Source organism: Ensifer aridi (assembly GCF_002078505.1).
Taxonomy (GTDB): Bacteria; Pseudomonadota; Alphaproteobacteria; order Rhizobiales; family Rhizobiaceae; genus Sinorhizobium; species Sinorhizobium aridi.
On record NZ_LUAV01000004.1, the window covers coordinates 151,655 to 164,428 of the forward strand.

The 12,774-nt window shown below is 60.8% G+C and carries 10 protein-coding genes; 6 read left to right on the top strand and 4 right to left on the bottom strand.

What is annotated here, in order from left to right; genetic code table 11:
• The first annotated feature begins 46 nt into the window (after positions 1 to 46).
• Entirely contained in the window at positions 47 to 2,143 is a 2,097-nt protein-coding gene (gene mcpU, locus AYK65_RS04340; protein ID WP_081158072.1) for a methyl-accepting chemotaxis protein McpU, read from the top strand.
• Positions 2,144 to 2,662: 519 nt separating this feature from the next.
• Here mcpU and AYK65_RS04345 read toward each other — a convergent pair.
• The 4 genes from AYK65_RS04345 to AYK65_RS04360 all read right to left on the bottom strand — a co-directional run bounded on the left by AYK65_RS04345 (position 2,663) and on the right by AYK65_RS04360 (position 6,392).
• Positions 2,663 to 3,436 (bottom strand): ABC transporter permease, encoded by a 774-nt coding sequence (locus AYK65_RS04345; protein ID WP_081157958.1) that lies wholly within the window; start codon positions 3,434 to 3,436, stop codon positions 2,663 to 2,665.
• Positions 3,420 to 4,190, bottom strand: a complete 771-nt coding sequence (locus tag AYK65_RS04350) for an ABC transporter ATP-binding protein (RefSeq protein WP_046118454.1) — start codon at positions 4,188 to 4,190, stop codon at positions 3,420 to 3,422. The genes AYK65_RS04345 and AYK65_RS04350 overlap by 17 nt, the downstream gene beginning before the upstream one ends.
• Positions 4,191 to 4,262: 72 nt before the next feature.
• A complete protein-coding gene (locus AYK65_RS04355) occupies positions 4,263 to 5,264 on the bottom strand; it encodes an ABC transporter substrate-binding protein (RefSeq protein WP_081157959.1) in 1,002 nt (333 codons plus the stop codon).
• Between the two features lie 45 nt (positions 5,265 to 5,309).
• A complete protein-coding gene (locus AYK65_RS04360) occupies positions 5,310 to 6,392 on the bottom strand; it encodes a 4-oxalomesaconate tautomerase (protein WP_081157960.1) in 1,083 nt (360 codons plus the stop codon).
• A gap of 113 nt (positions 6,393 to 6,505) precedes the next feature.
• Here AYK65_RS04360 and AYK65_RS04365 point away from each other — a divergent pair, with 113 nt between their 5' ends.
• From AYK65_RS04365 to AYK65_RS04385, 5 genes are all read left to right on the top strand, one after another.
• A complete protein-coding gene (locus AYK65_RS04365; protein ID WP_081157961.1) occupies positions 6,506 to 7,405 on the top strand; it encodes a LysR family transcriptional regulator in 900 nt (299 codons plus the stop codon).
• Between the two features lie 474 nt (positions 7,406 to 7,879).
• Positions 7,880 to 9,172, top strand: a complete 1,293-nt coding sequence (locus AYK65_RS04370) for a CmpA/NrtA family ABC transporter substrate-binding protein (protein WP_081157962.1) — start codon at positions 7,880 to 7,882, stop codon at positions 9,170 to 9,172.
• 164 nt (positions 9,173 to 9,336) lie between these two features.
• Complete coding sequence (ntrB, locus tag AYK65_RS04375; RefSeq protein ID WP_046118451.1) at positions 9,337 to 10,230, top strand: nitrate ABC transporter permease; 894 nt, start codon at positions 9,337 to 9,339, stop codon at positions 10,228 to 10,230.
• Between the two features lie 17 nt (positions 10,231 to 10,247).
• On the top strand, positions 10,248 to 11,048 hold the full coding sequence (locus AYK65_RS04380) for an ABC transporter ATP-binding protein (protein ID WP_081157963.1): 801 nt from the start codon (positions 10,248 to 10,250) through the stop codon (positions 11,046 to 11,048).
• A 505-nt stretch (positions 11,049 to 11,553) separates the two neighbouring features.
• Complete coding sequence (locus tag AYK65_RS04385; RefSeq protein ID WP_081157964.1) at positions 11,554 to 12,633, top strand: mechanosensitive ion channel family protein; 1,080 nt, start codon at positions 11,554 to 11,556, stop codon at positions 12,631 to 12,633.
• Positions 12,634 to 12,774: the final 141 nt, after the last annotated feature.

Sequence of the window (12,774 nt, forward strand, 5' to 3'; positions counted from 1 at the left end):
AGCTCATGTCCGGCGGATGACGCCGGCCACTCCGAGGAGCCCCATCTTGTCCAAACGATCGAATCTCATGACGCGCATCCTTGTTGCCGCGTCCTGCGTTGTCGTCGGCGCCTTTGCTGGCTTTTCCATCTATATCGACACGCTTCAGCGTGAAACGACGACGAGGGCGGTCGAAGAGAACATCTCCTCGTCCGGCAATCAGGCGGCCGAGAGCGTCGCCAACTGGCTGAACGGCCGAGTGACGCTGACGGCCATGGCGGCTGATGCTGCCGGGCACGCAGCTGATGAAGGCGCCATTCTGGGCGTCTTGAAAAACGACGTCCTGACCGGCGAGTTCATGTCGACCTATGTTGGCAACGAGAGCGGCAAGTTCATCACCTGGCCGGAGATGAAGCTGCCGGAGGGCTACGACCCGCGCCAGCGTCCATGGTATCAGCAGGCGGTGAAGGCCGATGCCCGCGTGCTCACCGAGCCCTATATCGACGCATCGAGCGGCGACCTGATCATCAGCGCCGCAGTGCCGGTCAAGAATGAAGGCAAGCTCTATGGCGTCGCCGGCAGCGATTTCTCGCTCAAGACCCTCGTGTCGATGATCAAGGACATCGACGTTGGCGGAGAAGGCTTCGCGTTTCTCGCGAGCAAGGACGGGCAGATCCTGGTCCATCCGGATGCGAAGCTCGTGACGAAGACGCTTGCCGATGCATTCCCGGTCGCCACGCCGGCGATCGGTAGCGGCATCATGCACACCGAACTCGCCGGTAAGCCGATGCTGGTGAGCTTTGTGCCGGTGAACGGCCTGCCGTCGGTCGAATGGTATGTCGGCTTCGCCCTCGACGCGGACGTCGCCTATTCGGCGATCAGCCAGTTCCGCGTGGCCGCGACGATCGCGACGCTTCTCGCCGTCGGCGCCATGATCGCCTTCCTCGCGACCCTCTTGAGCCGCCTCGTCATTCGCCCTGTGACCGACATGACCGGCGCGATGGAGAAACTCGCCGCCGGCAAACTCGATGTCGCAATTCCGGGCGAGGAGCGCCGCGATCAGATCGGCTCCATGGCGGCAGCCGTCGCGGTCTTCCGCGCGAATGCCGTCGAGCGGAAGCGGCTCGAGGACGAGGCGGATGCCAACCGCTCCCTGTCGGAACGGGAGCGCCTGGAGCGCGAAGCGCAGAAGGCGCGCGATGCGGCGGAAGTGCAGCATGCGGTCGACGCGCTTGCGACCGGCCTCGGCCGGCTGGCGGACGGCGATCTCGCCCACCGTATCGACAGCCCCTTTGCCAATCGTCTCGATCGCCTCAGGGCGGACTTCAACCATTCGGTCGCCAAGCTGCACGACACGCTGCGCGCCGTCGGCACCAACGCCCGCGCGATCGATGCGGGCGCGAGCGAGATCCGCTCGGCCGCCGACGATCTTGCCCGCCGCACCGAGCAGCAGGCCGCATCCGTCGAAGAGACGGCTGCGGCGCTCGAGGAGATCACCACGACAGTCAAGGACTCTGCGCATCGAGCAGAGGAGGTCGGCGCGCTGGTCGCCCGCACCCGTGCCGGTGCCGAGAAGTCGGGCGCGGTCGTGCAGAACGCCGTCGAGGCGATGCACGCTATCGAGAAGTCGTCGGTCGAAATCTCCAACATCATCGGTGTGATAGACGACATCGCCTTCCAGACCAACCTGCTGGCGCTCAATGCCGGCGTCGAAGCGGCGCGGGCGGGCGAGGCGGGCAAGGGTTTTGCCGTCGTCGCGCAAGAGGTGCGGGAGCTCGCTCAGCGTTCGGCCAATGCAGCCAAGGAGATCAAGGCGCTGATCACCACGTCCGGTGAGCAGGTCCGCTCCGGCGTGACACTGGTCGGCGATACGGGCCGGGCGCTGCAGGCGATCGTTGCCGAGGTGCAGGAGATCAACAAACATGTGAGCGCCATCGTCACCGCGACGCGCGAACAGTCGACGGGTCTTCAGGAGATCAACACGGCGGTCAACACGATGGACCAGGGCACGCAGCAGAACGCGGCAATGGTCGAGCAGCAGACGGCCGCAAGCCACGGCCTCGCCCAGGAAGCGGCGGCGCTCAATGCGCTGCTCGCTCAGTTCAACCTCAGCGACGGATCCGCCGCCAGCCCGATGCTCGGACAGCGCCGCTACGCGGCGTGATGCATCCTCGCTCTTGAGGAGCAAGGCCCGGTCCCGCGCCGGGCCTTCATGGTGGTCGTTTGCGGGGGTGATTTGCGGGCAAGTCTGTTCGTGGCACATGAGTCCGTCGGGAATCGACCCAAGGCCGCATTCGCCGACAGCGCAACCGAAAATCCGGCAGTGGGGCCAATGCTGTCTTACGGCGCGCCCAGTAAGACGATCGTGAATTAGCGAGCAGACGCCCTATGAAGTGGAACGACATCACACATTTGCGAGCGGTCTGAGGTCAGCCACCCGACGAGTCGAGCAACTTCGTCGTATTTGTCATCCATCCCGGTCGGAGCAGTCCTTACGCGAATCCACCCGGCCATTGAACATTAGCACGGGCAGCGCACGACAACGGTGACAGACGGACCCAGCTCACGAGCGGTTGCCAAATTAGCTGCATCATATAACGCTCGCGCCAGCGTTCTCCCCTTCATGGCCGAAGGGGAGAACGCGCGTCGATAGGCTTGTCGAGTGCCGGGTCAAAGGTGCGCTTCAAGCCGGGCGTTCGGATGCGCTCGGACGCCACTTGATGAGGCGTTTCTCTGCTAGATCCAGTACGCTGTCGATGATCAGGACAAAGATCGCGAGGATCAAGATACCTGCAAAGACGCCCACTGCATCGAAATTGCCTTCGGCCTGTGCGATGAGGTAGCCGAGGCCGGCGGAAGAACCGAGATACTCGCCGATGATCGCCCCAACAACGGCGAAGCCGACCGAAGTGCGCAGCGAAGACAGAATCCAGCTTGCCGCTGCGGGGAAGTAGACGTGGCGGAGCAGGTCCGACCGCCTGGCTCCCAGAATGCGGGCGTTCGACAGCACCACCGGGTTGACTTCGCGCACGCCCTGCATCGCGTTGAAGAAGGTGACGAAGAACACCAGCGTCACGGCGAGCGCCACTTTGGACCAGAGCCCGAGGCCAAGCCACAGCACAAAAATAGGCGCAAGCACGACACGGGGAATTGCGTTCAGGCCCTTGATGAAGGGATCCAGAATGCGTGCGGCAGAGCGGCTGAGACCGAGCCAAACACCAGCCGCGACGCCCAGTGCCGTTCCCACCAAATAGCCCAGCACGGTTTCCGTCAGGGTGATGGCCACATGGCTATAGAAGCTGGCGTCTGCGACCCAGGAGATTACTTGGTTGAAGATGTCGACCGGCGCCGGGAAAAAGAAGACGTCGATCACGCCTGCTGTGACACCTAATTGCCAGCCGCCGACAATTACCACCAGCAGCACGACCTGGATGAAGCGTTCAGTCATGGCGTTCATAGCTTTTCTCCACTTCGCCGCGCAGGGACGACCAGATGTTGCGATAAAGATCCATAAAGCGCGGATCGAGCTTGATCTCGGCGACATCGCGCGGGCGTTCGAGATCAACGGGGAAGCTGTCGATCACGCGCGAGCGCGGTCCGGCGGCAAGCACCACCACCCGATCACCGAGAGCAATTGCCTCCTCGAGGTCGTGCGTGATCATCACCACGGCGCGCCGTTCCTCCTGCCAAAGCCGCAACAGCTCATTCTGCATCAGGTGGCGGGTATGAATATCGAGCGCCGAAAAGGGCTCGTCCATCAGAATGACCTTGGGGCCGGTGATCAGCGCCTGGGCCATCTGCACGCGTTTGCGCTGACCCCCTGAAAGCTGATGCGGATAGCGATGCTCGAACCCCTTGAGTCCGACTTTCGCCAGCCATCTCATCGACTGCTCGCGACGTTCGGCAGCGCCGACACCCTTGAACATGGGACCGAGTTCCACGTTCTCGATCGCGGTCTTCCACGGAAGCAATGCATCCTGCTGGAAGAGATAACCGATATCGTTTTGGATCCCGCGCACCGGTTGACCATCGATTGATACGGTGCCACTCGCAGGTTTCAGCAGGCCGGCAATGGCATTGAGTATTGTGCTCTTGCCGCAGCCGGTGGGGCCAACGATGGCGAGGAACTCGCCATCGGAGACTTTCAGGTTCACATCTTGCACGGCCACGTAGGCGCCGAAGGCCATGGTGACCGAATCGAGGGAAACCATCGACTTTGCTTGATGAGGGTTGTCCGTCGGGGGTGCGGTTTTAACTACGGCCAATGCGATGACCTCCTCCTGTCAGTTGGCAGCGACGTTCGGGACCTTGCCGACGAACTCGTTCGTGTAGGTTTTCGTAAGGTCGATTTCAGCCGCAGCGACTTTTTCGTTGAAGCTCTTCAGGACGGCGAGCGGAGTCTTGATATCTTCCTCGTTGATGCGCCCGTCCTTTGAGAAGATCGCCTTCGCGTTCTCGACCGCCTTGATGTAGGTGTCACGATCGCCGGAGATGAACTCCTTCGGGAGCTTGTCGACGATCTCTTCCGCGGAGTGGCTATTCATCCACTCGAGCGCTTTGACCGTCGCATTCGTGACCTTCTGGATGGTCTCCGGATTTTCCTCGATATAGCTCTGTGTGGCATAGAGGACGGAGGTTGGGTAAATCCCGCCATAGATCGCCTTGGCACCGTCGTCGCTGCGCCCGTCGATCACGATCTTGCCGACGCCCTTGGCTTCGATGAAGGTCGCTGCCGGGTCGTAGTTGACGAGGAGGTCGACCTTGCCCTGTTCAAGGGCCGCGACGGCGGCGGAGCCGGAGCCAACGCCGATCAGCGAGACGTCGTCCGCGGACAAGCCGTTGCGCTGCAGGTAATAGCGGACGAAGAAATCGGAAGACGAGCCCGGCGAGGTGATCCCGACTTTTGCGCCTTTGATCGTTTCCGGTTTTGCCGGGTCGAAAGTGCTGTTCTTGCCGCCAGCCAGCACGAGCCCGGAATTGCGGGCGAGCTGCACGAAGGCCACGACAGCCTTCTTCTGCGACTGCATCTGGATCGTATGGTCGTAGAAGCCGACGGCGATATCCGTCGAGCCGGCAACAAGCGCCTGAAGCGTCTTCGACCCGCCCGATGCGAAGTTTTCAACGGTCACCTCCAGGCCTTCCTTTTCATAAAGGCCGAGCCCCTGGGCAACCGGAAAGGGGAGATTGTTGAGATTATAAGAACCGACGCTGATGCGGACCGGATCCGCCAATGCCGAACCGGCAAAGGCGACGGTTGCCGCGAGGGCGAGCATGAGCTTGTGCATGATATTCTCCTCCTGTTGGTGGCGCCCTCCCGGCGGCCACGATCATTATGCCGCGCAACCCAGTTGCGTGACAGGTTTTGCGAAGACATGTCCTTCGAACAGCCGCCTGGCGGTGCGAAGGATGCCGGCAACGATCTTGCCGTCCCTTTCATGAAGCTTGACGTCCAGGTGGCCGCTCGGGTGCTCAATCGAAAGCACCACTGGCGGTTTGCGCGTGCCGACGAGAAGGGAAGCAACGGTGCCTTCATTGATGCAGGCGGTGGCAATCCCCACGGCCCCGGTCGTCGCCAGCGAAGGGTGACATTGATGCGGCATGAAATACCGTACGCTGATGTCGCCTCCCGACTTTGACCGGGAAATGAGCACGGGCTTCGGGGTCACCTGGTACCGCACGTCTCCAAGGCCCATCCGTTCGCCAGCAGCGATGCGCAGCCTCTCCAACCGTCCTAGCAATTCCTTATCAGCATTGAGTTCAGCCGCTGACTCGAAGCCGCTTGCGCCGATCGCGCCAGCCTCGACCAACATCATCGGCATGGCGCAATCGATGCATGTGACAGCCACACCGTCGATCGAATCGATAGGCTTGCCGGTGGGGAAGAGCTGTCCGGTACGCGCGCCGGCTGCGTCCATGAAGGTCAGCGCGATCGGCGCAGCGCTGCCCGGTACACCGTCGATCGCCGCTTCGCCGAGATAGGAGACGTTGCCATTCGGCGTGGGAACGTCGGCTTCGATCATCCTGCCGGTGTTGACGTTGTGGATTCGGACGAGCGTCGTTTCGCCCCGAGCCGGAACGAGACCCGCCTCGATGGCGAAAGGGCCGACCGCAGCAAGCATGTTGCCGCAGTTCGGTGAAGTGTCGACGATCTGTTGGTCGACCCGCACCTGGGCAAAGAGGTAATCCACGTCAGCACCAGGGATGGTGGCAGGTCCGACGATGGCCACCTTGCTCGTCACCGGATTGCCGCCGCCGATGCCATCGATCTGCAACGGGTGACCCGAACCCATGACGGACAGCAGGATCTTGTCCCGCTCGCTGGCCTCCGCGGGGAGATCGTTTGCCAGAAAGAACGGACCCTTCGAGGTGCCGCCCCTCATCAGGACGCAAGGGATCGCCAGCAGGTCGTTCATCGCTTGTGCTTCCATTGGAATTATGTCATCGCCGTATCAATCGGCCTGTTTGATCCAATTATCGGAAGTACGGTTGATTTGTGAAATGCTAAGAATCGGGAAATTGATGCAAGATGAGCATTAATTGCGAGATCCTTGATCTTCGGGCGTTCTTGAGCGTGGTCGAGCTGGAGAGCTTTCATCGTGCTGCCGATGCGTTGCACCTGTCGCAGCCCGCCCTGAGCCGCCGGATTCAAAAACTCGAGCAGGCGATTGGAGCGCCCCTGCTGGAGCGAACGACCAGGCATGTGTCGGCGACGGCGCTCGGAACAGAACTCATTCCGCTTGTGCGGCGCATGTTGGAGGAATTCGACGGTTCCTTGTTCGCGGTACGCGACATTGGTACCAATCGAGGCGGATTGGTAACGATCGCATGCCTCCCCACCGCAGCATTCTACTTCCTGCCGACCGTCATTCGCCAGTTCAACGAGGAGTATCCCAACATTCGCTTTCGTATCCTCGACCTGCCCGCGACCGACGGCCTCCAAGCCGTGGCACGCGGTGAGGTGGAGTTCGGCATAAATATCATGGGCACGTCGGACCCGGACTTGATCTTCGACCGGCTGGTGGAAGACCCTTTCGTGCTGGCAGCGCGCAGAGATCATCCCCTCGCCGCCAAGCCCGCGGTCGGCTGGGCAGAGCTTGAGCCCTATCATCTGATTACCGTTCATCGATCGAGCGGCAACCGAACCTTGCTCGACGCGGCCTTGGCAAAATCCAATATCAAGCTGCGTTGGTTCTACGAGGTGACCCATCTGTCCACCTCCCTCGGTCTGGTGGAGGCCGGCCTCGGAATATCCGTCCTACCGCGCATGGCGACCCCGCAGGATGTCCATCCGTTCTTGATCACGCGCCCGATTGGCGATCCCGAGATATCGCGTACCATCGGCGTGGTCCGCCGTCGGGGCGGCACCTTGTCGCCGGCGGCGGAGAGATTTCTTGAGATGCTGATGGGCGCATGGGGGAGTGATTGAAGGGGCCCACCGAAATACGCGCTCCGATGCCACGTTTACGAGTCCGCAGGCGCAACAAAGCGCTCGAGTTTCGCTGATCCGGTGCTCTGCCGGCTTCAACAGCGTCGCTCGATGACATTTGAGCGGCAGCGCCGCTTTTCTAAGCGGGATGAGAACCCAACCTGGTGCTGCAGCGCACAATATTTCATCGTTATGTGCTAATGTTCATTTTTTGGGCAGGTCCCTAATCTTACATTTTCTCTTTAGATTCAACGCCATCTAGTGACGGCGCAAAACTGGCACGGGCCTTGCTTTTTCATCGGTGCTTCGATCAACGGCGATTGAAGCGAGCTCAGGCGCCGATAGCGCCTGCCAAAGACACCGACGTCGCAAGGTCCTTGCCTCCAAGGGGATTCCTCCCAGCCCCAGGAGCGCAATGCCCAAGCGGCGTTTTTTGTCGGCTTCGACCGGCCAACACATTGAGGGAACGTGCGCATGACCAAGTTTTCGATCGACGGCCTGACCCGCCGCAGCCTGCTGAAGACGACCGCGACGGCCGCCATGGTCGGCGCAGCCAAGACGCTGTTACCCTCCGGGGCCTTTGCCCAGGGCGCCGGTCCCGAGACCACGAAGGCCGTCCTCGGCTTCATCGCGCTGACCGATTCCGCCCCGCTTGTCATAGCCAAGGAAAAGGGCTTCTTCGACAAGTATGGCATGACCGAAGTGGAGGTTGTGAAACAGGCCTCGTGGGGCACGACCCGCGACAATCTGGTGCTCGGCTCGGCCGGCGCCGGCATCGATGGCGCCCACATCCTGACGCCGATGCCCTATCTCATCTCGACCGGCAAGGTGACGCAAAACAACCAGCCGCTGCCGATGGTGATCCTCGCGCGCCTCAATCTCGATGCCCAGGCGATCTCGGTCGGCGCGGCTTACGCCGATCTGAAGGTCGGTCTCGACGCGTCGGTCCTCAAGGAAGCCTTTGCAAAAAAGAAGGCCGAGGGCGCGGCCGCCAAGGTCGCCATGACCTTCCCCGGCGGCACGCACGACCTCTGGATCCGCTACTGGCTCGCTGCCGGCGGCATCGACCCCGATAAGGACGTCGAGACGATCGTCGTGCCGCCGCCGCAGATGGTCGCCAACATGAAGGTCGGCACCATGGATTGTTTTTGCGTCGGCGAGCCCTGGAACGAGCAGCTCGTCAACCAGAAGATCGGCTACACGGCGGTCAACACCGCAGAGATCTGGACGAAGCATCCGGAAAAATCCTTCGCCATGCGCGCCGACTGGGTCGAGAAGAACCCGCGTGCCGCCAAGGCGCTCGTCATGGCGGTCGAAGAAGCCGCGCAATGGTGCGACGATATGGCCAACAAGGACGAGCTCGCCAAAATCGTCGGCAAACGCAGTTGGTTCAACGTGCCGCCGAAGGACATCGTCGACCGGCTGAAGGGCGAGTACGACTATGGCAACGGCAAGGTCGTCGAGAACAGTCCGCATTTCATGAAGTTCTGGCGCGATCATGCCTCCTACCCCTTCCAGAGCCATGACGCCTGGTTCCTTACCGAGAATATTCGGTGGGGCAAGCTCGCATCGGATACCGACATCAAGGGGCTGATCGCCAAGGTCAACCGGGAGGATATATGGCGCGAGGCGGCGAAGGAGCTTGGTGTCACCGACATCCCTGCGTCTACGTCGCGCGGTCCGGAAACCTTCTTCGACGGCAAGGTCTTCGATCCAGAGAATCCGGAGGCGTATCTGAAGAGCCTGGCGATCAGCCGCATCGCCTGATGCCGCAGCGGCAGCCGGGCTTCAAAGCCGGCTGCCGCTCGACCCGAACCCTAGAGCGGGTGCGCTCACATGCGTTCGCACCGCCGCTCTATCCCGTTGTATTTGCCGCATTTGTGCTGCGTCAGGCGATTCACCTGACTGCAAAATGCTCCAGGAGGAAAGGCATGTCCGTCACCAATCTCAAGCTCAAACCGCAGGCGGCGCCGCAGCCTTCCGCTCAGGTCATCGCTCTCGGGCACCCGGCGGGCCTACGCACTGACAGCCGCCTGGCGCGCCTTGCCGCGCAGACCGTCACGAATCTTTTGCCGCTCATCGTCACGCTGACGCTCATTATCCTCGCGTGGCAGCTTGTCTGTTCGTCGCCCGACTCGAGCCTGCCGGCTCCGTCGCGCGTGCTTGAAGAGAGTTGGGAACTAATCGTGCATCCCTTCTACACCGGCCAAGGTGTCGATCAGGGCCTGTTCTGGCACGTCTTCGCCAGTCTGCAGCGCGTCGCGCTCGGCTACGCGATGGCAGCTGCCGTCGGTGTAGCGCTCGGTACGCTCGTCGGCCAGAGCGCACTGGCCATGCGCGGCCTCGACCCGATCTTTCAGGTGCTGCGCACCGTCCCGCCGCTCGCCTGGCTGCCGCTTTCGCTCGCCGCCTTCCAGGACGGCAATCCCTCGGCGATCTTCGTCATTTTCATAACCGCGATCTGGCCGATCATCATCAACACCGCGGTCGGTATCCGCAACATTCCGCAGGATTACCGGAACGTCGCCAAGGTGCTTCGACTGAACGGATTCGAATATTTCCACAAGATCATGCTGCCGGCGGCCGCCCCTTACATCTTCACGGGCCTGCGGATCGGCATCGGGCTCTCATGGCTCGCGATCGTCGCGGCCGAGATGCTGATCGGCGGTGTCGGTATCGGCTTCTTCATTTGGGACGCCTGGAACTCGTCGTTGATCAGCGACATCATCGTGGCGCTGATCTATGTCGGCATCGTCGGTTTCCTCCTCGACCGCATCATCGCGCTGATCGGTCGCGCAGTGACGCGCGGCACTGCAAACGCCTGAAGGAAAAGGAGGCTTTCATGCCCAAGAGCTATCTCTCACTTGAACTCATCGACAAGACCTTCGAACGCGGCGGAAGGCGCACCGAGGTTCTGAAGCAAGTCTCGTTGTCTGTCGATAAGGGCGAATTCATCTCGATCATCGGCCACTCCGGTTGCGGCAAGTCGACCCTGCTCAACATCGTCGGTGGGCTGACGCAGGCGACGACCGGCGTCGTACTGCTCGACGGCAAGGTGGTCGACGAACCCGGACCGGACCGCGCCGTCGTCTTCCAGAACCACTCGCTGCTGCCATGGCTGACCGTCTATGAAAATGTCCGGCTCGCTGTCGATAAGGTGTTCTCCAAGACCCGCAGTAAGAAGGAACGCCATGAGTGGACCATGTGCAACCTGGAGCTGGTGCAGATGGCGCATGCCGCCGACAAGCGCCCTTCGGAAGTCTCCGGCGGCATGAAGCAGCGCGTCGGCATCGCCCGGGCGCTTGCCATGGAACCGAAGGTGCTGCTGCTCGACGAACCCTTCGGGGCGCTCGACGCACTAACCCGCGCGCATCTGCAGGACCAGGTCATGCAAATCCACGCGACCCTCGGCAATACCGTCCTGATGATCACGCATGACGTCGACGAAGCGGTCCTGCTTTCCGACCGCATCGTGATGATGACCAATGGACCCTCTGCACGAGTTGGCGAAATCCTCGATGTGCCGCTCGCCCGTCCGCGCCGGCGCATCGAGCTCGCCTCCGATCGAACATACCTGAAGTGTCGCGAAGCGGTGCTGAAGTTCCTCTACGAACGCCACCGCTTCGTCGAAGCTGCAGAGTGATTATTCGCGAGCGGAACGCGACCTCAGTAAAGCCTGTCGACAGCGGCCTTGTTCTGCAGCCTTGCGGCATCAAACGGGTGCGTCGTCGTCTTGCCTTGCCCCTCATCCCCCAGCATCGAGCGCGCCGGATCGCTGACGCTTTTGTGTCAGAGTCAGCGTTTCCGCAAAGCGGTGACTCGATGCGCTCGCGGCGAACTTCCGCAGTCCACTCTCTGCAAGATTTTTAAGTACGGAGAAAGCGACCCATACGGCCGGTAGCCATCGGCCCAGCAATTGCTAAATGCCTGAGGCAAGTGCCGATATTTGGTGTTTGATGATGATATAATAAACTCGCTGTCTTAGGCCATGTGGACGAATTTGATCGAGCATAGGCCTTCGAAAGGACGACGGGCTTGCCCGGGACTGTCCAGTCAAACCTTGTGATATGGCGAGGCATCACCAGAATGCCGCCGTCGAGGAACGAGGAGGCACTGGCTGGGCATGGATGGCCACATCGGGGTGACCCATGGAGCGGCGCAACAAGGAACAGGAGAACCTTTCCCGGCTCGAACGGGCCGCGCAACAGACTGCTGATCCAAAAACTATGCAACAGAAGGCAAAGAAGCCTGAGGAAAAATTTCGCTTCAGCCTTCGCACGGAAGACGTCTGGTGGACGGCTGGCTTCGCTGCCGCAGCCTTGCTGCTTTTTGGCATCCAAGTCCTGATCAATTGGCGCTTAGAATGGCTTGACGCGCCTTTGCGCGTTCGCGTGCTGAATTACGTCAGAGGCGGCCTTCTCATTTTCGTTATCCTGACCGTCGCGAACGTTATCGAAGTCTTTCTCATTGGCCGAATTCTCAATCGTGTTTCGCGTTTTAACCTGAAACGCATTTTTCGATTGGTCGTAGTCGTCGCTATCGTCTTCGTGGCCATCTCAGTCCTATTTGTGAACTGGTACGCCGCAGTTGTTTCGCTCGGCCTGATTTCACTGATTCTCGGCTTTGCGCTGCAAATGCCGATCTCCAGTTTCATCGCGTGGATTTATATTCTGGTCAGGGCGCCTTATCGCGTTGGCGACCGCATTCGCATCGGCGATGCCCATGGCGATGTCATTGATGTCAGCTATCTCGACACGACGTTGTGGGAATTCGGCGGCGAATATCTTTGGACCGATCATCCGAGCGGACGCATCATCAAGTTTCCGAACTCCACCGTGTTTGACACGCCGGTCTTCAATTATTCCTGGCCGCTGTTTCCCTATGTCTGGAACGAAATCAAGTTCCAGCTCGCGTACGAAAGCGATCTGGAATTCGTGGCGCAAACCATGAGGGAGGTCGTGGAAGAGCAGATCGGCGACATCATGAGCCAGAAGGTGAAGGTTTATAAACACATCCTATCGAAAACGCCGGTGGACGAACTCGAAGTGAAGGAGCATCCCGTGGTTCATTTTCGCGTCAGTGAAAACACCTGGCTCGAGGCCATCGTGCGTTACCTCGTGCCGCCGAAGGAAGCGGGGCGCACCAAGACACGCTTGATCAAGGAAATGCTGGCGCGGATGAATGCAAAACCCGATCGCGTGCTGTTTCCGAAGAGCAATTTGAGGTGAACTTCCTCACGCCACGCCGGCAAGGACACCCCGCCCGCGTCGCGGCAGGCAAGCCACTCGGACCTTGCCAGAGGGGTGCAAAGCGGTGGCGGCCTCTATAGCGCCGTGCGTCTTTTTCAAACGCACAAAGGACGCTGTAGC